Origin of the sequence: Actinoplanes missouriensis 431 (assembly GCF_000284295.1) — a bacterium.
GTDB lineage: Bacteria > Actinomycetota > Actinomycetes > Mycobacteriales > Micromonosporaceae > Actinoplanes > Actinoplanes missouriensis.
Genome location: NC_017093.1, coordinates 208,397 through 230,453 on the forward strand (window position 1 = coordinate 208,397; position 22,057 = coordinate 230,453).

General features: G+C 70.2%; 21 protein-coding genes. 14 read left to right on the forward strand and 7 right to left on the reverse strand.

From position 1 onward, the window contains the following. The first annotated feature begins 14 nt into the window (after positions 1-14). Positions 15-1,553 (forward strand): pectate lyase, encoded by a 1,539-nt coding sequence (locus AMIS_RS00950; RefSeq protein WP_231859200.1) that lies wholly within the window; start codon positions 15-17, stop codon positions 1,551-1,553. Positions 1,554-1,658: 105 nt separating this feature from the next. Continuing rightward, the gene (locus tag AMIS_RS00955) at positions 1,659-2,531 is read left to right on the forward strand and encodes a hypothetical protein (RefSeq protein WP_014440304.1); all 873 of its coding nucleotides are present in this window, start codon (positions 1,659-1,661) and stop codon (positions 2,529-2,531) included. Between the two features lie 73 nt (positions 2,532-2,604). Here AMIS_RS00955 and AMIS_RS00960 read toward each other — a convergent pair whose 3' ends face one another. Beyond that, a complete protein-coding gene (locus tag AMIS_RS00960; RefSeq protein ID WP_014440305.1) occupies positions 2,605-2,931 on the reverse strand; it encodes an STAS domain-containing protein in 327 nt (108 codons plus the stop codon). 124 nt (positions 2,932-3,055) lie between these two features. On the opposite strand from AMIS_RS00960, the gene hemL reads away from it, so the two are divergent. From hemL to ccsB, 6 genes are read left to right on the forward strand one after another with little or no spacing between them, the layout of a single operon-like run. Next, the gene (gene hemL / locus AMIS_RS00965) at positions 3,056-4,393 is read left to right on the forward strand and encodes a glutamate-1-semialdehyde 2,1-aminomutase (protein ID WP_014440306.1); all 1,338 of its coding nucleotides are present in this window, start codon (positions 3,056-3,058) and stop codon (positions 4,391-4,393) included. Positions 4,394-4,395: 2 nt separating this feature from the next. After that, the gene (locus AMIS_RS00970) at positions 4,396-5,052 is read left to right on the forward strand and encodes a histidine phosphatase family protein (RefSeq protein WP_014440307.1); all 657 of its coding nucleotides are present in this window, start codon (positions 4,396-4,398) and stop codon (positions 5,050-5,052) included. Next, positions 5,049-5,657, forward strand: coding sequence for a TlpA disulfide reductase family protein (locus tag AMIS_RS00975; protein ID WP_041830389.1), 609 nt, complete (start codon positions 5,049-5,051; stop codon positions 5,655-5,657). Before AMIS_RS00970 ends, AMIS_RS00975 begins: the two co-directional genes overlap by 4 nt. Further along, positions 5,657-6,466, forward strand: a complete 810-nt coding sequence (locus AMIS_RS00980; protein ID WP_014440309.1) for a cytochrome c biogenesis CcdA family protein — start codon at positions 5,657-5,659, stop codon at positions 6,464-6,466. Before AMIS_RS00975 ends, AMIS_RS00980 begins: the two co-directional genes overlap by 1 nt. Then, a complete protein-coding gene (gene resB, locus AMIS_RS00985) occupies positions 6,463-8,070 on the forward strand; it encodes a cytochrome c biogenesis protein ResB (protein WP_014440310.1) in 1,608 nt (535 codons plus the stop codon). Before AMIS_RS00980 ends, resB begins: the two co-directional genes overlap by 4 nt. 1 nt (position 8,071) lies before the next feature. Further along, positions 8,072-9,034, forward strand: coding sequence for a c-type cytochrome biogenesis protein CcsB (gene ccsB, locus AMIS_RS00990; RefSeq protein WP_014440311.1), 963 nt, complete (start codon positions 8,072-8,074; stop codon positions 9,032-9,034). Positions 9,035-9,124: 90 nt separating this feature from the next. Here the strand turns inward: ccsB and AMIS_RS00995 are convergent, their stop codons facing one another. Beyond that, a complete protein-coding gene (locus AMIS_RS00995) occupies positions 9,125-9,799 on the reverse strand; it encodes a hypothetical protein (protein WP_014440312.1) in 675 nt (224 codons plus the stop codon). Between the two features lie 82 nt (positions 9,800-9,881). Here AMIS_RS00995 and AMIS_RS01000 point away from each other — a divergent pair, with 82 nt between their 5' ends. The 5 genes from AMIS_RS01000 to AMIS_RS01020 are packed head-to-tail and all read left to right on the forward strand — an operon-like array spanning position 9,882 to position 14,437. Then, entirely contained in the window at positions 9,882-11,342 is a 1,461-nt protein-coding gene (locus tag AMIS_RS01000) for a menaquinone biosynthesis decarboxylase (protein WP_014440313.1), read from the forward strand. Beyond that, positions 11,339-12,226 carry a menaquinone biosynthesis prenyltransferase MqnP gene (gene mqnP / locus AMIS_RS01005; protein WP_014440314.1) on the forward strand — a complete coding sequence of 296 codons (888 nt, stop codon included), beginning with the start codon at positions 11,339-11,341 and terminating at the stop codon, positions 12,224-12,226. The genes AMIS_RS01000 and mqnP overlap by 4 nt, the downstream gene beginning before the upstream one ends. 31 nt (positions 12,227-12,257) lie before the next feature. Next, positions 12,258-12,764, forward strand: a complete 507-nt coding sequence (locus AMIS_RS01010; RefSeq protein ID WP_014440315.1) for a SigE family RNA polymerase sigma factor — start codon at positions 12,258-12,260, stop codon at positions 12,762-12,764. Further along, positions 12,751-13,797 (forward strand): hypothetical protein, encoded by a 1,047-nt coding sequence (locus AMIS_RS01015; RefSeq protein ID WP_014440316.1) that lies wholly within the window; start codon positions 12,751-12,753, stop codon positions 13,795-13,797. Before AMIS_RS01010 ends, AMIS_RS01015 begins: the two co-directional genes overlap by 14 nt. Before the next feature lie 16 nt (positions 13,798-13,813). Next, positions 13,814-14,437, forward strand: a complete 624-nt coding sequence (locus AMIS_RS01020; RefSeq protein ID WP_014440317.1) for a UbiX family flavin prenyltransferase — start codon at positions 13,814-13,816, stop codon at positions 14,435-14,437. Here the strand turns inward: AMIS_RS01020 and AMIS_RS01025 are convergent. Then, entirely contained in the window at positions 14,434-14,709 is a 276-nt protein-coding gene (locus tag AMIS_RS01025; protein WP_014440318.1) for a BldC family transcriptional regulator, read from the reverse strand. The genes AMIS_RS01020 and AMIS_RS01025 overlap by 4 nt on opposite strands. A 211-nt stretch (positions 14,710-14,920) precedes the next feature. On the opposite strand from AMIS_RS01025, the gene AMIS_RS01030 reads away from it, so the two are divergent. Further along, a complete protein-coding gene (locus AMIS_RS01030) occupies positions 14,921-15,370 on the forward strand; it encodes an Lrp/AsnC family transcriptional regulator (protein ID WP_014440319.1) in 450 nt (149 codons plus the stop codon). Positions 15,371-15,379: 9 nt separating this feature from the next. Here AMIS_RS01030 and AMIS_RS01035 read toward each other — a convergent pair whose 3' ends face one another. The 4 genes from AMIS_RS01035 to AMIS_RS01060 all read right to left on the reverse strand — a co-directional run bounded on the left by AMIS_RS01035 (position 15,380) and on the right by AMIS_RS01060 (position 22,037). Beyond that, complete coding sequence (locus tag AMIS_RS01035; RefSeq protein WP_014440320.1) at positions 15,380-15,997, reverse strand: putative glycolipid-binding domain-containing protein; 618 nt, start codon at positions 15,995-15,997, stop codon at positions 15,380-15,382. Positions 15,998-16,265: 268 nt separating this feature from the next. After that, positions 16,266-18,077, reverse strand: a complete 1,812-nt coding sequence (locus tag AMIS_RS01040) for a DEAD/DEAH box helicase (RefSeq protein WP_231859201.1) — start codon at positions 18,075-18,077, stop codon at positions 16,266-16,268. 297 nt (positions 18,078-18,374) lie between these two features. Then, positions 18,375-18,971, reverse strand: a complete 597-nt coding sequence (locus AMIS_RS41405) for a hypothetical protein (RefSeq protein ID WP_051041786.1) — start codon at positions 18,969-18,971, stop codon at positions 18,375-18,377. A 1,281-nt stretch (positions 18,972-20,252) separates the two neighbouring features. Then, positions 20,253-22,037, reverse strand: coding sequence for a C40 family peptidase (locus AMIS_RS01060; protein ID WP_014440324.1), 1,785 nt, complete (start codon positions 22,035-22,037; stop codon positions 20,253-20,255). Positions 22,038-22,057 lie beyond the last annotated feature (20 nt).

Here is a 22,057-nt window from a genome sequence, read left to right on the forward strand (position 1 = left end):
ACATGCGGCACGCAATGCCTCCCACTGCCTCGGATCGCCGCCGGCGCCGCCGGCTGGTCACGGGCCTCGGCGCTGCCGGTGCTGCCGGTGCGGTCACCGCGCTGGTCGCCGTTCTCGTCCCGTCGGCCTCGGCCGCCACCCTGCTGTCCGAGGACTTCGAGGACGGCGCGAGCGGCTGGTCGAAGTCCGGCGGCACCTGGTCGGTGGTCACCGACGGCTCGAAGGTCTACCAGCAGGCCAAGGCCGACAGCGAGCTGGCCCGCGTCTTCGCCGGTGAGACCTCGTGGACCGATTACTCGGTGCAGGCGAAGGTCAAGCCGATCACCCTCGGCAAGGGTCTGGCCGGTATCGCGGCCCGGGCCAGCAGTGCCTCGAACATGTACCGCCTCGCGCTGACCTCGGCCGGCAAGGCCGAGCTGCAGTCCGTCAAGGGCAGCGCGGTCAGCGTGCTCGGCTCGGTGGCGGTCAGCAACCTCACCGCGTGGCACACCCTGCGCATCGACGCCTCGGGCAGCACCGTGACCGGTTACGTGGACGGCACGAAGGTCGCCGCCGGGACCGGGACGCTGGCCGGCGCCGGCCGGGTCGGCCTGATCACCAGCTACGCGTCGGCCTCGTTCGACGACGTCGCGGTGAACCCGGTGACCGCCGCGCCCGCGACGCCGCCGGTCACCGCGTCGGCCTCGAAGACCGCCACGGCCGCCCCTTCGGCGTCGAAGACCGCTACCGCGTCGCCGTCCGCGTCCAAGACCGCTACCGCGTCACCGTCGGCCTCGAAGACCGCCACGGCGTCGCCGTCGGCGTCCAAGAGCGCGACCGCCGCCCCCACCCCGACCGCGACCGCCACCTCCGGCTCGGGCACCAGCCCGACCGCGGCGTGGCCGACCGCGACCAGCAGCAAGCCGGTGACCGCGACGATCCCGGTCTCCGGCACGCTGGACGGCGGCAACGTCCGCTACTACGGCAGCGGCGCCCTGGGCGGCGACGGCCAGGACGAGGGCCAGGACCCGATCTTCAAGCTGGCCGACGGCGCGGTGCTGAAGAACGTCATCCTCGGCGCCCCGGCCGCGGACGGCGTGCACTGCTCCGGCTCCTGCACCCTGATCAACGTGTGGTGGGAGAACGTCGGCGAGGACGCGGCCACCTTCAAGGGTGGCGCCTCGGCGACCTACACCGTCGACGGCGGCGGCGCTCGCTCCGCCGATGACAAGGTCTTCCAGCACAACGGCGGCGGCACGCTCACCATCAAGAACTTCCAGGTCTCCGACTTCGGCAAGCTCTACCGGTCCTGCGGCAACTGCTCGACCCAGCACAAGCGCGCCGTCGTGGTGCAGAACGTGATCGCCACCGCCCCGGCGAAGAGCCTGGTCGGCGTCAACGCCAACTACGGCGACACCGCCACGCTGTCCAAGATCACCATCGTCGGCGACGACAAGCTGGACATCTGCGTCCGCTTCACCGGCAACAACACCGGCAAGGAGCCCACCAAGATCGGCTCCGGCCCGGACGGTGTGACCTGCAAGTACAGCGAATCCGACGTCACCTTCAAATGATGTGCCGGATGGCCGCCGGACACCCGGGTCCGGCGGCCATCCGAGTCGATGAGCCGGCCTCCTTCAAAACAGGCCCCTAGAGATCCACGGTTGGAGGGCGGCGCCATGAGGCTCATCGACGACGAGTTGCGCGCGGCACTGCGCGCGGAAGCGGTCCGGCACCGCCCGGACCGCGAGCTGATGCTCGACCGGATCACACAGACCGCGATGCGCAACCAGTTCGCCCGGCACCGGGCCGTGCCGCGGCTGCGGATCACCGGCGCCGCCGTCGCGGTGGCCGCCGTTCTCACCGGCGGTGGATTCGCCCAGTGGGCGCTGGCCGGGGACGGCGCGCCCCCGCCGGCGCCGCCCGCTCCAGCCGTGAGCGCCTCGGTGGCGCCGCCGGCCTCGCTGTCCCCCTCCCGTACGCCGTCCCCATCCCCCTCGGCCTCGCATGCGCCGTCATCCCCGCCCGCGAGCGCCGCAACGAAGGACGCGAGCGCCGCAACGCCGGACGCGAGCGCCGGGACCAGGGAGAAGCCGCGCGGTTCATCCCCGGCCGGGTCGGCCCCGGCGACCAGCGCGTCCCCGTCGGCCGCGGGCACGACCGACCCCGCCGTACGCGGACCGCTCTGGTCGGACGGCTCGATCGACGCCTCCGGCGCTCAGGGCACCGGTGTGGTGACGATCCGGACCACCCAGCGGCTCACCGCACTGGACGTGACGATCCGGGTGGCGCGAACCCCCGAGCTCGTCTCCCGCGGCGGCAGCGAGCAGGTCCCCGGCGCGAGCGTGACGAGCACCGTCACCGCAGAGGCGGACGCGCTGGTCTATCGCTTCCAGCTCTCCTCGGGCGACACTCTGGACCCGGGAACGTACGTCTTCTACGCGCGCTACACCTTCGCCGAGGGCGGCCGGGACGCCCGCGCGGACGCCTATGCCGCGACGGCCGTCACCGAGAGCGGCGCCACCGTGAACGTCACCGGATCACTCGGCTGAGGACAGTTCCACGGCCGACCGCGCTCTCAGGAACTCCCCAATCGCGATGTGACACCATCGCGGTATGTCGGGCTCAGGCTGTACTGCTGATCATCAGTGCGCTGCGCAGACCGGTGATGTCCAGCACCCGCATCAGGAAATCGCCCACGTTGGCGAGGGCCAGCACAGTCTGCGCATGTTGCGCCTTGCGGCTCAGCACCACCAGCGTGCCCAGACCCTGCGAGTCACAGAACGTCACACCGGCCATGTCGAGCACGATCCGCGACGGCGGCTCGGCGAGCAATTCGTTGACGACCGTGGACAGCTCGGTGACCGTGAGCACGTCGATTTCCCCGGCGAGCGCGATGACGACCTCGTCGGGGGCGCGATGAACCGCGATGGACAGCTCCGGTCGCTCCACGCGAGTCAGCCTATCCTCTTACACGCGGTTCGGCCCGTTCGGCGCGGTCAGACCGGGCGCATCCGGACATCTCCCGGAGACGTGAGCAACCCTCTCGAGATACTCGCCGTACGCCGCTGACAGAATGGGAACCGCTGTGACCACGACATATCCCACCGCGGATCTTCCGTACCCGGAGGATGCCCCGGTCTCTCAGGCCCTGTTCGACCGTGCCCAGGCCATCGTGCCGGGCGGGGTCAATTCACCTGTGCGTGCCTTCCGGGCGGTCGGCGGCACGCCCCGATTCATGGTCTCGGGCAGCGGTCCGTGGATGACCGACGCGGATGGCCGGCGCTACGTCGACCTGGTCTGCTCCTGGGGTCCGCTGATCCACGGGCACGCCCATCCGGAGATCATCGAAGCGGTGCAGCGGGCCGCCGCGTCCGGCACCAGCTTCGGTACGCCGACGGCCGGTGAGGTCGACCTGGCCGAGGAGATCGTCCGCCGGACCCCGGTCGACGAGGTGCGCCTGGTCAACTCCGGCACCGAGGCGACCATGACGGCGATCCGGCTGGCCCGGGGCTACACCGGCCGCTCCAAGATTGTGAAGTTCGCCGGCTGTTACCACGGTCACGTGGACGCGCTGCTCGCCGCGGCCGGCTCCGGCGTCGCGACGCTCGGCCTGCCCGACTCGCCCGGTGTGACGGGCGCGGCCGCCTCCGAGACGATCGTGCTGCCGTACAACGACGTCGACGCCGTGATCAAGGCGTTCGAGGTGGACGGCGCCGAGATCGCCGCGATCATCACCGAGGCGGCGCCCGGCAACATGGGCGTGGTCACGCCCAAGGACGACTTCAACGGCAAGCTCGCCGAGATCGCCCACCGGCACGGCGCGCTGCTGATCATCGACGAGGTGATGACCGGTTTCCGGGTCTCCGCCGGTGGCTGGGCCGGGCTGCACCCGGTCGACGCCGACCTCTTCACCTTCGGCAAGGTGATGGGCGGTGGCCTGCCCGCGGCGGCCTTCGGCGGACGCCGGGAGATCATGTCCCGGCTCGCCCCGGCCGGCCCGGTCTACCAGGCCGGCACCCTGTCCGGTAACCCGCTCGCGTGCGCGGCCGGGCTCGCCTCGCTGCGGCTCGCCGACGACGCGACCTACAAGCGGCTCGACGAGCTGGCCGGCACGGTCGGGTCGCTCGCCTCCGACGCGCTGACCGCCGCGGGCGTGCCGCACCGGCTGCAGTACGCCGGGAACATGTTCTCGATCTTCTTCACCGACGCCGAGGTCGTCGACTACGACTCCGCGAAGACGCAGAACGCGGCCGCGTTCAAGGCGTTCTTCCACACCATGCTGGCCCGCGGCGTCTACCTGCCGCCGAGCGCCTTCGAGTCGTGGTTCGTGTCGACGGCGATCGACGACGCAGCGCTGGAACAGATCGCCGCGGCGGCGCCGCACGCGGCCCGAGCGGCAGCGGGAGCCTGATTTTGTCCGAGCCCACCAAGACCACGGTGCACGTGCTCCGGCACGGCGAGGTCTTCAACCCCAGCAAGATCCTGTACGGCCGGCTGCCCGACTTCCACCTCTCGGAGCTCGGCCACCAGATGGCCAAGGCCGCCGCCGAGGTGCTGGCCGGCCGGGACATCACGCACGTGGTGGCGAGCCCGCTGGAGCGCGCGCAGGAGACGGCCGCGCCGTTCGCCGCGGAGTTCAAGCTGGAGACGGCGACCGACGTCCGGCTGATCGAGAGCGCGAACTACTTCGAGGGCAAGCGGGTCTCGGTCGGCGACGGCGCGTTCAGCAACCCCCGGCACTGGTGGGTGTTGCGGGACCCGATCACCCCGTCCTGGGGCGAGGCGTACCTGGTGATCGCGCAGCGGATGTTCGCCGCGGTGCAGGCGGCCCGGGTCGCGGCCGAGGGCCACGAAGCGGTCTGCGTCTCGCACCAGCTTCCGATCTGGACACTGCGACGGTACGTGGAGGGCAAGCGCCTCTGGCACGACCCGCGTAAGCGTCAGTGCGGGCTGGCCAGCCTCACCTCGTTCCGCTTCGAGGGGTCCAAGGTGGTCGGTGTCGACTATTCGGAACCGGCCGCGCACCTGGTGGCCCTCTCCGCGACCGCCAAGACCGCCAAGGGGGCCTGACCGTGCGCCGCCTCCTGGCCGTCACCGTCGCAGCGGTCGCCGCTGCCGGGCTTCTGGCCGGCTGCGGCGAGGACAAGAACTGGACGAAGAACTGCGACACCACAGCGAACCTGGTGTTCGAGTGCACCGCGGAGAACCGCCCGCAGGTCTCCGACATCAGTGGTGAGCTGCTCGACGGCGGCAGTTATCGGGTCGCGGACGACCGTGGCAAGGTCGTCGTGGTCAACTTCTGGGGCTCCTGGTGCGCGCCGTGCCGTGCCGAGGCGGACGACCTGGAGAAGACCTACCAGGCCACCAAGGCCAAGGAGGTCGTCTTCATCGGGGTGAACAACCGGGACGACCGGGACTCGGCGATCAACTTCGAGCGGGGCCGGGTCACGTACCCGAGCATGTTCGATCCGGACGCGAAGCTGGCCATCCAGTTCGACCCGACCCAGGCGAGCACTCCCGGCACGCTGATCCTTGACCGGCAGGGCCGGATCGCGGTCGCCATCCGCCGCGCCACCACGCTCGCCGAGCTCCAGCCCCTGGTGGAACGGGTGGCAGCCGAGGCCCTTCCGACCGCCCCACCCGCCACCCAAAAGCGGACTGAAGGCGGCGCCTGATGGGCGACGCCTTCCAGAACACGGCCCTGAGCGGTCCTTTGCTACTTGCGATCGGCGCGGCCATGATTGCGGGTCTGGTGAGCATCCTTTCGCCGTGCGTGCTGCCGCTCGTGCCCGGCTACCTGTCCTACGTGACCGGGCTGGCTGGTAACGACCTGGAAGCCGCGATCGGCACGGGCCGCCCGGCCGAGAGCGGCACCACGATCACGAAGACGCGGACTCTGGCGCTCAAGGGTCGGGTGCTGCTCGGCAGCAGCCTGTTCGTGCTCGGTTTCGCGGTGGTGTTCACGCTCCTCACCACATTCATCGCGAACATCGGCTTCACCCTGAAGACCCACCAGGACGTCCTCAACATCGTGCTCGGCGTGCTGCTGATCGTGCTGGGGCTGGGTTACCTCGGCCTGATTCCGGGCCTGCAGCGCGAGGCCCGGTTCAAGAAGCTGCCGGCCGCCGGACTGCTCGGAGCGCCGGTTTTCGGGGCGATCTTCGCGGTTTCCTGGATCCCGTGCATGGGCCCGACCCTGAGCGCTGTCTACGCGCTCGCGGCTACCAGCGGGAGCACCGACCGCGCGGTGATCCTGGCGCTTGCCTTCAGCCTCGGCCTGGGCATCCCCTTCATCCTCTTCGGGCTGTTCTTCCGCCGGCTGCTCGGGGTCTTCCAGGCGATCCGCCGCAACAGCAAGTGGGTGACCCGGATCGGCGGCGCGCTGCTGATCCTTATCGGTGTCACCCTCGTCACCGGGCAGTGGAACTACTTCCTCGCCTGGTTGATGACTACCCTCAACTTCGGTCAGGAGCTGTACCTGTGACCGTCGTCGAGGATCGCCCGGTGACCGCCGAGCCACCGCCGCCGCGCCGGGTCAACCCGGTCTGGGCGCTGCTGCGCAACTCCTGGCGGCAGCTGACCAGCATGCGTACCGCGCTGATCCTGCTCTTCCTGCTCGCCGTCGCCGCGGTGCCCGGCTCGATCTTCCCGCAGCGCTCGGTGAACCGGGAGAACGTCTCCGAGTACTTCACGGCGCACCCGAAACTGGCGCCGGCGCTGGACCGGTTCTTCGCGTTCGACGTCTACTCGTCGCCGTGGTTCGCCGCGATCTACCTGCTGCTCTTCACCTCGCTGATCGGGTGTGTGCTGCCACGGCTGCGGGATCACATCCGGGCGCTGAGGACCGTACCCCCGGAAGCGCCCAAGCGGATGGACCGCCTGCCGCAGCATGCCGCCGGGCTGGTGGGGCCGGAGGGCCCGGCCGAGACGGCCGAGAGCATCGCGCGGACCCTGCGCCGCAAATGGTTCCGGACCAGGGTGCGCGAGCTCCCGGACGGCGGCTGGGCGATCTCTGCGGAGAAGGGTTTCCTGAAGGAGACCGGCAACCTGATCTTCCACATCGCGATGCTGTCGGTGCTCGTGGGTGTCGGTTTCGGTCATTGGTACGGGTGGCACGGCAACCGCCTGCTCGTCGGCGGCAATGATCAGGGGTTCTGCAACGCGATCACGCAGTACGACGACTCGGCGCTCGGCCCGCAGCTCGACGCCAGCGATCTGCCGAACTTCTGCATGAAGCTGACCGACTTCGAGGCCACCTACCAGAGCACCGGGCAGCCGAAGTCGTTCAACGCGACGGTCGCGGTGACCGAGGACGACGGCCCCGCGAAGATCCGATCGTTCACGGTCAACGACCCGCTGCGGCTCAAGCACGCGAACGTCCACCTGCTCGGCCAGGGCTACGCGCCCGAGCTGAAGTACACCGACCGGTACGGCATCTCGCAGACCAAGGTCGTCCCGTTCCTGCCGGTCGACGGCATGCTGACCAGCGAGGGCGTCGCCCAGTTCGCGGACGTCAACATCGACCCGAAGACCAACAACCGGGACGAGAAACTGCAGGTCGGCTTCGAGGGCGTGTTCCTGCCGACCGGTGACACCGACGGCAGCGCCCGCTCGCAGTTCCCGGCGCTGAACAATCCGGTGCTCTACCTGACCGCTTACCGCGGCGACCTCGGGCTGGACGTCGGCATCCCCGGCTCGGTGTACGCGCTGGACCGCGACCAGATCGACAGCGGCGCGCTGAAGAAGCTCGGCGGCGACCGGCCCTACGCGCTCAAGCAGGGCGAGAAACTGACCCTGGACGACGGCACGACCCTGGAGTTCGTCGGGGTCCGTGAGTTCGCCACCCTCTCCATCCGGTACGACCCCACCCAGTTCCTGCTGCTCATCGGCTCGGTGCTGGGACTCGTCGGTCTGATGCTCTCGCTCGCCGTGCACCGGCGCCGGGTGTGGTTCCGGGTGCTCCCGGCAGCCGGCGGCGCCGCGGGGAGTAGCGTGATCGAAGCCGGTGGTCTGCCTCGCACCGACTATCCCGGGTTCGGCGACGAGTTCGCGGCGCTGACCCGAAGTTATAAGGAAGGGACGCCCTGAGATGGCGGAGCTGTCCAATCAGCTGATGGCCTTCACCGTGCTGGCCTACCTGGCCGCCATGATCTGCTACGCGGCGGAGTACGCGTTCGGCAAGCGCAGCCACGTCGGCCGGGCGGCGACGCGTGAGCTGGTCGGCGCCGGTGCCCCGGTCGAGTCCGCGGCGCCGGTCGTGCAGAAGGTGCCCGTGGAGAAACCGGGCCGCGGTGAGCTGGCCGGCCGGATCGCGGTGATCTTCACAGTCCTCGGCTTCGCGCTGCACCTCGGCTCCACGGTCACCCGCGGCGTCGCCGCCGGCCGGATGCCGTGGGGCAACATGTACGAGTACATCCTCTCCGCGAGCCTGGTCGGCGCCGCGGTCTGGGTGGTCGTGCTGCTGCGCAAGCCGGCCCTGCGTCACCTGGGACTCTTCGTCTCGCTCACCCTGGTGGTGCTGCTCGGCGCGGCCAGCCTGATCGCGTACACGCCGGTCGGCCCGCTGGTGCCGGCGCTGAACTCGTACTGGTTCGTCGTCCACGTGTCGACGATCATCGTCTCGTCCGGCATCTTCCTGTTCGGCGCGGTCCCGGCCGCGATGTTCTTGATCAAGAACGGGTACGACGAGGGCAAGCGCAGCTTCCCGTACACGCTGGGCAAGCGGGTCGGCGACGCGTCCGCGCTGGAGCGGCTGACCTTCCGCCTGCACGCGTTCGCGTTCCCGCTCTTCACGTTCGGCGCGCTGATCGCCGGTCCGCTGTGGGCCGAGGCGTCCTGGGGCCGCTACTGGGGCTGGGACCCCAAGGAGGTCTGGGCGTTCATCTCCTGGATCGTCTACGCGGCGTACCTGCACGCCCGCGCCACGCCCAGCGTGAAGCGCACGGTGGCGACGTGGATCGCGCTGCTCGGCTTCGTGACGATGCTGATGAACCTGTTCGGTGTGAACCTGTTCTTCGAGGGCCTGCACAGCTACGCCAACGCCGGCGACTAACCTGACCGGGCGGCTGGCGCCGCACGGTCCGGCTCGGGCGGCTGGCGCCGCACGAGCCCACGGGTCATGCTCACCCCCGGTACGCGGTTGTCAACAGTCTCCCGCGGTCCAGGTGTCGTACCTGGTGACCCAGTCCAGGCACAGGCCGCCCCGGCTCATCCGCTGACCCGGGGCGGTTCCGGTCAGGGTGCCGACGTCCTCGCGCCAGTACCGTGCCGGCCCGCCGTCGGTGGGTTTCAGCTGCACGTTGTCGACGGTCAGCTTGGGCACGTCGATGCGTACCGCCGGTTTCTTCGGGTCGGCGTGCACCTCGACGTACTGCTCGATGTTGGCGCTCGACCCGACCGGAAGCTTCTCCTTGGTCAGCAGGACCCACTTGTTGTTCCAGAAGAGCCAGGCCTGCCAGACGCCGTCGGCATCGGTGTGCAGGTCGACCCAGACCTTGTCACCCGGCTTGATCGGGTATTGGTCGTAGAACTGCCAGGCGTTCGTGTTGGTGTTGAACGTGTAGACGCGCTGCTTGCCGGGGTTGGACCAGCCGGTCTCCGCCCAGCCGACCTCCAGCCATGAGATCCGGCCGCCGCCCATGTCACGTTTCGCCATGAACCGGCTCGCCACGAAGTCGTAGGTGTTCGGGCGTACCGCGACGTCCACCACCGAGATCCGGCCGGAGACGCCACTCCACTCGCCGCTGGTCCCGGCGCCCAGGTGGTGGTACCCACCGGGAGTGGTTAGTCCGACCAGCGCCACGGCAAGGAGCTTCACGAAGCGGTCAACGGGAGTGCCCAATCACTAGTGACGGGACCTGCCAGGCGGCTCGCAGTGATCCGGTGCCAGACTGAGAGGCATGGCGCCGCGTGGATTCCCCTATGCCGATCTGCAGAGCTTCATCGCCGCCCTCGAGAAGGCGGGTGAGCTGCGCCGGATCAAAGTCCCGGTGGACCCGACGCTGGAGATCAGCGAGGTGGTGACCCGGACCGTGCGGGCCGGGGGGCCGGCATTGTTGTTCGAACGGCCGACCCGGGGCGAGATGCCGCTGGTGATCAACCTGTTCGGCACCGAGAAGCGGATGGCGATGGCTCTCGGCGTCGACCACCTCGACGAGATCGGCGAGCGGATCGGCGCGCTGGCCAAGCCGGAGCTCCCGGTCGGCTGGTCCGGCATCCGTGAGGGCATCGGCAAGGTGCTCCAGCTCAAGTCGGTCCCGCCGAAGAAGGTGAAGACCGCGCCCTGTCAGGAGGTCGTGCTCAAAGGCGACGAGGTCGACCTGGACCTGCTGCCCGGCCTCAAGGTCTGGCCGGGTGACGGCGGCGTCTTCCACAACTTCGGGCTGACCCACACGAAGCACCCGGAGACCGGCAAGCGCAACCTCGGCCTCTACCGCCTCCAGCAGCACTCCAAGAACACGCTCGGCATGCACTGGCAGATCCACAAGGACTCCACCGCGCACCACGCGGTCGCCGAGCGGCTCGGTCAGCGGCTCCCGGTCGCGATCGCGATCGGCTGCGACCCGGTGGTGACGTACTCGGCGAGCGCGCCGCTGCCCGGCGACATCGACGAGTACCTGTTCGCGGGCTTCCTCAAGGGCGAGCGCATCGAGATGGTGGACTGCCTGACCGTCCCGCTGCAGGTGCCGGCGTCGGCGCAGATCGTGCTGGAGGGTTACCTGGAGCCCGGCGAGCGCCTCCCGGAGGGGCCGTTCGGTGACCACACCGGCTTCTACACCCCGGTCGAGCCGTTCCCGGTGCTGCACGTCGAGACCATGACGATGCGCAAGAAGCCGATCTACCACTCGATCGTCACGTCCAAGCCGCCGCAGGAGGACCACGGCCTCGGCAAGGCCACCGAGCGGATCTTCCAGCCGCTCCTGAAGATCCTGATCCCGGACATCGTCGACTACGACATGCCGGCCGCCGGCGTCTTCCACAACTGCCTCATCGTCTCCATCCGCAAGCGGTACCCGAAGCACGCGCAGAAGGTGATGAACGCGGTCTGGGGCGCGCACCTGATGTCGCTCACCAAGCTGATCGTGGTGGTGGACGAGGACTGCGACGTGCACGACTATCGGGAGGTCGCGTTCCGCGCGTTCGGCAACGTCGACTACTCCCGCGACCTGCTGCTCACCGAGGGACCCGTGGACCATCTGGACCACGCCTCCTACCAGCAGTTCTGGGGTGGGAAAGCGGGTGTCGACGCCACCCGTAAGCTGCCCGCCGAGGGTTACACCCGCGGCTGGCCGGAGGAGATGACCATGTCGCCCGAGGTGGTCAGTCTGGTGGACAAGCGCTGGAAGGAATACGGGATATGACGGCAGCCGTGGAGAAACCGGGGAAGGTGAAGGCCTTCCTGCGGCTCGTCATGATCGAGCACTCGATCTTCGCGCTGCCGTTCGCGTACCTCTCCGCGCTCGTCGCCATCGACCGGGACGGCACCGGCCGGCACTGGGCCGATCTGGTGCTGGTCACGATCGCGATGGTCTCCGGCCGTACCTTCGCGATGGCGGCCAATCGCATCCTGGACCGCAAGATCGACGCGCAGAACCCGCGCACGCAGAACCGGGAGCTGGTCACCGGCGCCGTCAGCGTGCGGACCGCGTGGACCGGCGCGCTCGTCTCACTGGTGATCCTGGTGATCGCGGCGGGCCTGCTCAACCCGCTCTGCCTGGTCCTCTCGCCGCTCGCCGTGATCCCGCTGGTGGTCTACCCGTACGCGAAGCGGTTCACGAACTTCCCGCACTACGTGCTGGCGCTGGCGCAGGCGGTGGCCCCGGTCGGCGCCTGGCTGGCGATCACCGGCACGTTCGAGGGCTCCGGGCCGGCGTGGGTGCTCGGCGTCGCGGTGGGTCTGTGGATCGGTGGCTTCGACATCATCTACGCCTGCCAGGACGTGGAGGTGGACCGCCGGATCGGGGTGCACTCGACGCCGGCGCGGTTCGGCGTGCCGCTGGCGCTGAAGATCTCGACGGTGACCCACGTCCTGAGCTTCGCGCTCTTCGTCTGGTTTGGTCAGTGGGCCGGCCTGAGCTGGCTCTGGTGGATCGGGCTGCTCCTCACCGGCGCCGGCCTCGTCTACCAGCACGTCGTCGTCACCCCCACCGACCTCTCCAAGGTCAACCGAGCGTTCTTCACCGCGAACGGCTTCATCGCGATCGCGCTCTTCGTCTTCGCCCTCCTCGACCTGATCCTGCTGTAACCGAATCGGTCCATCTCTCCGTCTTATCCGCGTGAGCGATAGAGAGGCCGAGTTCCGGGAGTTCGTCGCCGCGCGCATGGAACCCTTGCGCGGGCTGGCGTACCTCACCTGCGGCGACTGGCAGCTGGCCGAGGACGCCGTCCTGGCCGCCCTGCCGAAGCTGTACGCGAAGTGGAACCGCATCGACAACCACGACGCGTACGCGCGTACCGCGGTGGTCCGGGCCGCGATCGACGAGACCCGCCGCCCGTGGTGGCGGCGGGAGCGGTCGCACAGCGACGCGCTGCCGGAACGCGCCGAGCCGGACTCCACCCAGGCGGTCCACGACCGGCTGCAGATGCGGTCCGCGCTGCGGCAGCTGCCCCCGCGACAGCGGGCGGTGCTGGTGCTGCGATTCCTCGAAGGGCTCAGCGTGGAACAGACCGCCGCGGCCCTGAGCTGCCCGCAGGGCACCGTGAAGGTCTACACCGCGCGTGGTCTCGCGACGCTCCGCCACATCATGGGCGCGGACCTGGAGGCACCCTATGCGACTCTCTGAGCTTCTCGAGGAGGCCCGGGCGGACGCGCCGCCGTCCCGCCTCGGCATCGACGACCTGGTGGCCGCCGGCCGGCGCCGGGTCCGTCGCAGGAACACCGGGTGGGCGATCGCGGCCGTGGTGGCGGTAGCCGCCGCGATCGGGGTGCCGCAGATCGTCGCCCGGCCGGCTTCAGCGCCGTCGCTTCCGGCGGCGACGCCCACCACGTCGGTGGCTCCCACCACGTCGGTGGCTCCCACCACGTCGGTGGCGCCCACCTATTTCACATATGACACGACCTTCCATGGGTACGAGGTCGACGGCTTCCGGATCGACGACCCGGCCGCCATGCAACTGGCGTGGACGTCAGCGGTAATCCGCAAGCCGGGTGCCGAGGACAGCGTGGGCAACGTCCTCGCTTATCAGCCCGGCGTCGAGCCGTTCCCGATGGACGGCGTGAAGAAGGACGACACCGAACCGATCGGGAGCCGTCCCGCGTACTTCACGGTCGAGGAGAGCGGCTCGAAGACGCTGCACTGGAAGTACGCGGACGACGGCTGGGCACAGGTGAACTCCGACGGGATGACCAGGACGCAGATGCGTCGGGTGGCCGAGGGTTTCCGGCCCGGCGGTGGCAAGCCGCTCAGGACGGCCCTGCGCGCGTCCTACATCCCCGACGGCTATCACCTGATCTCGGCCGGCGTCGATCACGCCTATCTCGTGACCGAGAAGATGGTCCGGCTGATGTACGACTCCCCGTACCGCAGCCTCCCGCCGGGAGCCGTCAAGCCGCTCATCATGATCTCCCTGGAGGAGCTCCGCACGGGCGACTCATCGGACGCCACCACGAAGCCCTCCTGCGACGCCGAGGGCAACGTGTGCAGCGTCCGGATGAAGGGCGGTGGTCATGCGCTGACCGTCTCCGGTCAGGGCCCCGACCTCGCCGAGATCCGCCGGGTCTTCGAGTCCGTCGACCTCGCCGACCCGGACGACCCGCAGTCGTGGGTCCCGGTGGATGAGGCGTTCCCCACCTCGGTACGGGTGACGGCCGGCTAGCGGCACACTTGAGGACATGCGCGAACCCTGGATTGTCGGCGTCTCCGGCGCCTCCGGCACCCCGTACGCGAAAGCGGTGATCACCGGACTGCTGGACGCCGGCGAGTCCGTGGACCTGGTGATCTCCCGGGCCGCCCGGCTGACCCTGCTGGACGAGACCGGCGCCACGGTCCGCGACGCGCACTGGAAGGACGACGTCTCCGCCTGGCTCGGCCGGGATCTGGGTGACCTGGCGTACTGGCCGGCCGGTGATCTGGCCGCCGGACCGAGCAGCGGGTCGTACCCGGTTCGTGGCATGGCGGTGGTCCCGGCGAGCACGGCGGCGTGCGCCGGGATCGCCATTGGACTGTCGAAGGATCTGCTGCAACGCGCGGCGGAGGTGAACCTCAAGGAACGGCGACGCACGGTGGTCGTTCCCCGAGAGACGCCGGTTACGCGCAGTCACCTCGAGCACCTGATCGCGCTCCACGATGCCGGTGCGGTGGTCCTGCCGGCGAGCCCGGGTTTCTATGGGTCCGGGGCAGGCGCCACCGCACAACAATTGATCGACTTCGTGGCCGGAAAGGTGCTGGACGCGCTGGGCGTACCGCACACGCTCTTCCGCAGATGGACCGGCGAGATCGGCGAGGGACGCGCCTAGCGCAACCCGTTGGGCGGGCCGTAACCCGCTCCCGGGTTCGTCGGCCCGTTGTTACGTGGCTTGTTGGCGGCGTCGTCCTCGCGCATCTCCTCGATCACGCCGTCGCCTTCCAGCAGCGCCCGGACCTCGGACTCGCGGAATCGGCGGTGTCCACCGGGAGTACGGATGCTGCCGATGCGCCCGGCTGCGGCCCAGCGCGTAACGGTCTTGGGGTCGACGCGGAAGAGCGCGGCCACCTCGCCCGGCGTCAGCAGACGATCTCCAGTGTCCACAACCCCCTCCTCGTGTGTGTTCTGGAGCGGCCGGTGGTCACGCTGAGTGTCGGCTTGCTCGATCGGGACGTAAAGCCATTAGAGCACCGCCCCCGAACCAAGTCCGTGAAATGCGGAAAAAGCCCCGATTGCGACAACGGTCATTATCCTGCCGCCCATTCGCCGCTACCGGGCGTGAAGAGTCAAGCGCCACCCGATTAGGGTTTCAGTCATGGACTCCATCGACCTCAAGCTGATCGACCTGCTACGAGAGAACGCTCGCTCGTCGTACGCCGAACTCGCTCGCAAGGTCGGGCTCTCCGCCCCCGCGGTGCACGAACGTGTGGGTAAGCTCGAGACCGCCGGCACCATCCGCGGTTACCGGGCCGACATCGACCATGAGGCGGTCGGCCTCGGTGTCACCGCGCTCATCGGCATCATCGAGGACTCCGGCGCCGACACCGACGACGTGCTGGCTGCGGTGCGCGCCATGCCCGAAGTGGAGAGCTGCTACTTCATGGCCGGGGTCGAGTCGTACCAGCTCACCGTCCGGGTCGGTTCGATCGCCGAGCTGGAGCAGCTGATCGTCCGGATCAACCGCACGCCCGGGGTCGCGTCGACGCGGACCGCGATCGCGCTCTCCACCAAGTGGGAGAACCGGCCCCAGCCGGGCCGGGCCTGAGATACCGTTCTAGCGGCGAGTGGCCAAACCGGGGTAATCCCGCACGAAACCCTCATCGTCGAGCGTCAGATCGGCGCTGAACGTCTCGCTGGCATAGCGCACCCGATCACCGCCGAGCGGTGTGTAAATCTGGTCGGCCTGCACCACTTCGAGACTCGGCACCAGAACCCAGGCGACGCTGAGCCGATGCGCCACGCCGCTCTCCGCGGTCAGCAGGCCCAGCCGGCGGATCGGCAGCGTGTTCGTGAGCGGGGAACCGCCCAGATCCACGTCGAACGCGCCGTAGAGCAGATCCGGGTCCTCGCTGCCCGGCAGCCCGGCACGAGCGTGTCCGGCCGCCACCAGGGCCGCGTCCAGGTCGCCCTGCTCGGAGGCGGTGATCCGCCAGCGCCCGGCGGCCAGCTCCAGCCGGACGCCGCGCGCCCAGCCCGCTCCCTCGGCCCGCACGTCGAACCGGGTGGTGACCCAGTCCTGGTCGGTCTGCAGCTCGTAATGGCACGCGTACGGCACCGGGTCGACGGCCAGGGCTGTTCCGTGCGCATAGAGCCCGGTGCGGTCCGCCAGCAGGGCGTGCTCGGCGCCGGGCACGTCACGGCGCTCCCAGAACAACGCGGTGGGCAGCGGCATGCCGGTAACGTACCCGTTCCGTGGCCGGGCTTCCCGTTTGACGCGGCCTTTGCGCCTTTCTTGCGCTTTTCCTTTGGTACGGGGTTTGCATGCCTCCCCGAGAAGCCGCGCGGCCGTCTGCCCGGTCCGGGCCGCAGCGCGGGCGCCGGGACACGGAGAAACGCAAGGCCCGGCACGTCACGTGCCGGGCCTTGCGTTTTATTCAGATGCTCACTGAAGCGGTTTTTGTGGCTTCAGAGGTTTATGCGATCGCAGTTCGTTGGGATGCTCAGTAGCTGCGGGCCGGGCGCGGCGAGCCGAAGCGGCCCGACGGTCCCTCGCGGCGGTCGCCACGACCGGCGTCCCGGCGCTGACCGGCCGGACGGTCACCGAAGTGACGGTCGCCGCCCCGGTCACCACGCGGCGCACGGTCGCCGAAGCCACCACGGTCGCGGTCACCGAAGCCACCACGGTCGCGGTCACCGAACGAACGCTGCGGACGGTCCCCGTACTGGGGGCGGTCGCCGTGCTGCGGGCGGTCACCGTGCTGCGGACGGTCGCCGTACTGGCCACGCTCGCCGGCCGGGCGGTCACCGTACTGCGGGCGGTCACCGTACTGCCGGTCGCCGGTCGGACGGTCACCGAACGGCCGATCTCCGTAGGAACGGCGCGGCCGGTCCCCGAAACGGTCGTTGCGGTCGCCGTAGGAACGCTGCGGACGGTCACCGTAGCCACCACGCGACGGCCGGTCGCCGAACCGGCGCGGACGGTCGCCACGCTCACGCCGCGGCTCCGGCTCCTCCACCACCGGGACGCCGCTCGGCTGGCGAGCGCCGGTGATCTCGGACAGCTTCTCGTCACCGACCCGGACGCGGGTCTCGGCCGGCGCGACGCCCGCCTTCGACAGCATCGCCTGGGTGGTGCGGCGCTGCTTCGGCAGAACCAGCGTCACGACCGCGCCGGACTCGCCGGCCCGGGCGGTGCGACCGGCCCGGTGCAGGTAGTCCTTCGGGTCCTTCGGCGGGTCCACGTGCATGACCAGCGAGATGCCGTCGACGTGGATGCCACGCGCTGCCACGTCCGTGGCGACCAGGACGTTCGTCCGGCCTTCCTTGAACTCGGCGAGCGTGCGGGTGCGGACCCGCTGGGTCTTGCCGCCGTGCAGCGCGCCGGCGCGGACGCCGACCGCGGCAAGCTGCTCGACCAGCCGGTCCACGCCCATCTGGGTGCGGGCGAAGACGATGGTCTTGCCCTCACGGTTCGCGATCCACGAGGTGATCGGGAACTTCTCGGCCGGCGGGATCAGCAGCATGTGGTGATCCATCGTGGACACGCTGGCCTCGGCCGGCGCGGTCGAGTGGGTCACCGGGTCGTGCATGAACCGCTGGACCAGGGTGTCGACGTCACCGTCCAGAGTGGCCGAGAAGAGCAGCCGCTGCGCGTCCGCCGGGGTCTTCGAGAGCAGCTCGGTGACCTCGGGCAGGAAGCCCATGTCGGCCATCTGGTCGGCCTCGTCCAGCACGGTGATCTCGACGTCGTCGAGCCGGCAGGCCCCACGCTCGATCAGGTCGCCGAGCCGGCCCGGCGTGGCGACGATCACCTCGACGCCGCGACGCAGAGCGTCCATCTGCCGGTCGTACGGAACGCCGCCGACGGCGGTCTTCAGGAAGACGCCGACCGAGCGGCCGATCGGCATCAGCGAGTCGGCGACCTGCATCGCCAGCTCACGGGTCGGAACGAGGATCAGAGCCTTCGGGTAGTGCGGGCGGGCCTTGCCGCTCTTCGCGATCCGGGCCAGCACGGGCAGGCCGAAGGCGAGAGTCTTGCCGGAGCCGGTCTGTCCGCGGCCCAGCACGTCACGGCCGGCGAGCGCGTCCGGAACGGTGGCGGCCTGGATCTCGAACGGGGTGGAGATGCCCTCACGGTTCAGCACGCGGACGATCTCGGCGGGAAGGCCCAGGTCGGCGAAGGTGCGGACCGGCGCGGTCTCCTCGACAGCGGCCACCGGGGTCTCGTCACCGGCGACAACGGTCTCTTCGATGGATGTTGCGGGGGTTTCGTTTACGGACGGGAACGTGCTGGGATCAGCGAAAGTGGTCAAGAGAACCTCTCTACGGGGGCGCATGCTCGCGAATGGCCCGCCGCGGCCTGATGCGACCGCTCGCTGAAATGCCCGCAAGAACGCCCGTGGCGCGCACCGGGTGGGCACGCCGCGTGAATATCTGTCATTAGTGTACGGGTCAACGGTTGTCCCACCGACCGCATTCCCGGCTGGTAGTGGGCAGGCTCACCCCGCAGCACAACCCTGCAAGCTTAGGCCCCCATGCCCGCACGGGCAAACACGCTGCGCAACCAGCCACCCGTCCGTGCCGGAATGTGGCACGGATCGCTACCGAACTCAGTTGGACATGTTCTTGACCATGTCGGTGAACGCGTCACCCGCCGTGAACACGAAGATCAGGCTGATCGTCACCAGCAGGCCGAGCACGGCGAGCATCGCAATGACCACCTTCAAGTTGCTCCGCCGCTGGTCAACCGGGGCGTCGTGCCACCCCTGAGCCAGGATGTGCCCGGTCAGCGAACCGGAGTTCTCCACCGGGTCCATGCTGACCGGCATGGTCATGTCGATCGACGGGTAGCCCCCGGTGCCGTACAGCGTCCCGCCGGCCTGCCCCCGCTGCTGCGGCACACCGTTCGGCACCGGCGTGGTGGGCGGGGCGCCGACACCGAACTGAAGCCCGGTCGGAACCGGCTGAGTCATGTCGCTGGAGACCGGCTGGGTCATGTCACCGGAAACCGGCTGCGTCATGTCGATGTTCTCCGGTGCGGACGGGAAACCCGGGTACGGCTTCGAGGCGGGCGTGCCATAGGTGGTGGACGAAACCGCACCGGAGCCGGCTCCGGACGACTGCCCGCTGGGCCTGGAGGCGGGCGGCATGCCGGCGGGCCCGGCCGTGGGCGGCAGGGTGTAGGCCGGCAGACCGTTTCCGATCATCGGAGGCGGCGGCACTATCGGCGGGATCGGCATCGGGCCCGGCGGCACCGGGCTCGGCCCAGGACCGGGCGGAATCGGACTGGGACCCGGGCCGGGTGGCACCGGGTTGGGCCCCGGACCCGGAGGCACCGGGCTGGGGCCGGGACCCGGAGGAACCGGGCCGGGCGGCACCGGGCTGGGCGGCACGGGGCTGGGCGGGCCAGGGTTCGGCCCGGGGCCAGGGGGGACGGGCGCGGGTGGCACCGGGCCGGGCGTGGGGACCGGCGGATGCGGTCCCGGCTCGGGGCTGGGGCCAGGGGGAGGCGGCACCGGGCTCGGCGCGGGGCCGGGCGGAAGCGGTGTCGGAGCCGGCTCGGGTTCCGGGTCGGGCGCGGGCTCGACCGGTTTCGGCCGCGCCGGGATCGGCTGAGGCCCCGGCTCCGAGGGCTCCGAGGGCTCCGACGGCTTCGAGGGCTCCGAAGGCTTCGCGGGCGAAGGATCCCCGGGCTCCGGCTCGGATGGCGACGGCTTGCCGGGCACCGGCTCAGAGGGCGACGGCTCGCCGGGCTCCGGCTCGGAGGGCGACGGCTCGCCGGGCTTCGGCTCGGAGGGCGACGGCTCACCAGGCTCAGGCTCGGCCGGCGCCGGCTCCGCGACCTTGGAACCGTTCGAGCTGGGCGTCTCGGCCGGCTGCGGAGCGCCGTAGACCGCCGGAGTGCCGGCGGAGTGCACCTCCCCGGCCTCAGGCCGGATGGCGCCGGGCACGGACGCCCGGGCCGCGTCAGCAGCCGGCGCCGCCGAAACAGGCCGAACAGATCCACCCGTAGAGGGAACCCCAGAAACCGGCGCCGACCCGCTGAAGGGCGCGGCTGAGATCGGAGCCGGCGCGGCTGAGACCGGCGCTGACCCGCTCACGGGTGCTGCGGAGACCGGCGCTGAGGCGGACACGGGTGCTGCGGAGACCGGCGCCGAGGCGGACACCTTCGGGGCTGGACCGGATGAGCCCCACAGCGTTCCGGGCGCGGGCGGGGGCGGCGGGGCGTACCCCTCACTGTCGGCCGCCGGCGGCCGCGCGGCGGACGGCGTGCCGGTCTCGCCGTCCCGGGTCGCCTGCTGCTCGTCCATGGGTCCTCCCGACCACCGCTGCCGACGGTTCGGACGTCGGGCGCTGACCTTAACCGTGCCACATCAGCTTGCGTGAGCACACCCGGCGTCAGACTCACTCACCGGGCTACGGGTGTCCGATGGGTGGATGGCCATTTCGGACGGATTTTCCGCCGGGCATATCGGATTAATCACGGACTAATCGCTAGAGGACGAACTGGACCCCGAGGGCGAAACCGACTCCGAATCGGCCGAGGCGCTCGACTCGGCGGTGCTGCTGGACGAAGTCGTCTTCGTGGCGCTGCTCGACGTGGTGGTCTCCGTGGCGGGAGCCGAGGTTGTCTCGTCCGGTTTCGGCTGAGTCTGCGGCTCGGTCGTCGAGGGCTCGGTCACCGGTTTCGACGGCTCGGTCGACGTGGGCGGCTCGGTCGACGGTTTGGTCGGCGGCGTGGAGGTGTCCACGGGCGGGGTGGACGGCTTGGACGGCGGCGTCGAAGGGCTCTTCGGCGGGTCGGACGGCTTGGACGGCGATGTCGAGGGGCTCTTCGGCGGCGTCGTCGTCTTCGAAGGCGTCGGGTTGGAGGGCGACGTCGTCTTGCCCGGGGTCGCGCTGGTGCCCGGCACCGGCGTCTTCGACGGTGTCGAGGAGGGCGAACCCGGCGTGGTCGGGTCGGTCGTCACCGGCTCGTCCGGGTCGGGAGCGCCGAGGTCGGGCGTCTCGACGTCGCCCTCGATCGAGCCGAAGATCCGGGTGGCCGCGAAGAGGCGGCTCCACCGGACCGGCGTGAGTCGCACGTTCAGCCCGGTGCGCGGGGCCTCCACCATCATGCCGTCGCCGGCATACATCGCGACGTGGTGAATGCCGGTCCAGCTGTTCGACGAGCTGAAGAAGAGCAGGTCACCGGGGAGCAGCGAGTAACGGGAGACCGCCCGGTCGCGGGTCTGGTAGTACTGGTCGCGGGACACGCGGGTGAGCGGGTATCCGACACCGGGCGAGCGGTACGCCGCGTACATCAGGCCGGAGCAGTCGTACTGATCCGGGCCCTCCTCGGACCACACGTAAGGATCGCCGCGCTGCGCCAGCGCGAACTCCAGCGCCTTGATCGCCCGAGGGTCGGCGCCCCGGCCGGCCTCCGCGCCCGTGAGGTACTGCGAGCCGAGGGCCTGGTCGGTCGCGTTCTGCGTGGTCTCCGCGGCGTTCAGCTCGGTCGCGTTCGCGGTCTCGAGTTTCTGCTGGGCCGCCTGCTTCTTGGTGAGCTGGCCGCTCAGCTTGGTCCACTCGGCGGCGAGCTGCGCGAATCGCGCGCTCGACGTGGTCTGCTCGTCGAGTGCCAGCTGCGCGGCGGTCTGGGCGGACTCCAGCCGACGGGCGGCCGACTCGTGCGCGGTGGCGTCACCGCGCTGCAGCCGGGCGAGCGACTCGAGGTCGAGCAGGCCCGAGCCGACGGTGCCGGGCGGAAGGGCGGCGGCCTCACGCACCGCGGCGTCGGCGGCCTCCACGGCGTTGGTCTGCGCGGCGCGGAGCGACTCCTGCGCGTCCAGGACCTTCTGCGCCGCGGTGGTGACCTGCGCCTTGGTGATGTCACGGTCCTGCCCGACCCGGATCAGCTGGTCGCCGAGGGCGGCGATCTCGGCCCGACCTCGCTCCACCTGTTGCACGACCGGGCTGGTCGCGATGCCGGTGATCGAGGTGACCGGCAGGGCCGCGGTCGTGGTCGTGCCGGTCGGTGAGCCGGGGAGGACGAGCGTGCCGGTCTGCGTGGGCCGCGAGCCGGAGTTCGGGATCGAGGTCGAGGTGGTGGCGGAGGTGGCGGGAGTCGTCGCGGCGGGAACGGCCGGGTCGGTCGGCGCGGCCATCGCGGGAATCGGCTGGAAGAGGGTGGCGATCGCCGCCAGCACCGCTGCCGGGAGAGCGAACGGACGTAGACGCGACGGTGCGAAGCGTGACCGCCGGGTCGATCCGTACCGCAATGCCTTGGACATGATCTCCCTGTCCGCGCCGG

Coding starts and splice junctions, on each gene's coding strand:
- AMIS_RS00950 (WP_231859200.1), top strand. CDS start 15: ATGCCTCCCACTGCCTCGGATCGCCGCCGGCGCCGCCGGCTGGTCACG.
- AMIS_RS00955 (WP_014440304.1), top strand. CDS start 1,659: ATGAGGCTCATCGACGACGAGTTGCGCGCGGCACTGCGCGCGGAAGCG.
- hemL (WP_014440306.1), top strand. CDS start 3,056: ATGGGAACCGCTGTGACCACGACATATCCCACCGCGGATCTTCCGTAC.
- AMIS_RS00980 (WP_014440309.1), top strand. CDS start 5,657: ATGGGCGACGCCTTCCAGAACACGGCCCTGAGCGGTCCTTTGCTACTT.
- ccsB (WP_014440311.1), top strand. CDS start 8,072: ATGGCGGAGCTGTCCAATCAGCTGATGGCCTTCACCGTGCTGGCCTAC.
- AMIS_RS01000 (WP_014440313.1), top strand. CDS start 9,882: ATGGCGCCGCGTGGATTCCCCTATGCCGATCTGCAGAGCTTCATCGCC.
- mqnP (WP_014440314.1), top strand. CDS start 11,339: ATGACGGCAGCCGTGGAGAAACCGGGGAAGGTGAAGGCCTTCCTGCGG.
- AMIS_RS01015 (WP_014440316.1), top strand. CDS start 12,751: ATGCGACTCTCTGAGCTTCTCGAGGAGGCCCGGGCGGACGCGCCGCCG.
- AMIS_RS01020 (WP_014440317.1), top strand. CDS start 13,814: ATGCGCGAACCCTGGATTGTCGGCGTCTCCGGCGCCTCCGGCACCCCG.
- AMIS_RS01030 (WP_014440319.1), top strand. CDS start 14,921: ATGGACTCCATCGACCTCAAGCTGATCGACCTGCTACGAGAGAACGCT.
- AMIS_RS01035 (WP_014440320.1), bottom strand. CDS start 15,997: ATGCCGCTGCCCACCGCGTTGTTCTGGGAGCGCCGTGACGTGCCCGGC.
- AMIS_RS41405 (WP_051041786.1), bottom strand. CDS start 18,971: ATGATCGGAAACGGTCTGCCGGCCTACACCCTGCCGCCCACGGCCGGG.
- AMIS_RS01060 (WP_014440324.1), bottom strand. CDS start 22,037: ATGTCCAAGGCATTGCGGTACGGATCGACCCGGCGGTCACGCTTCGCA.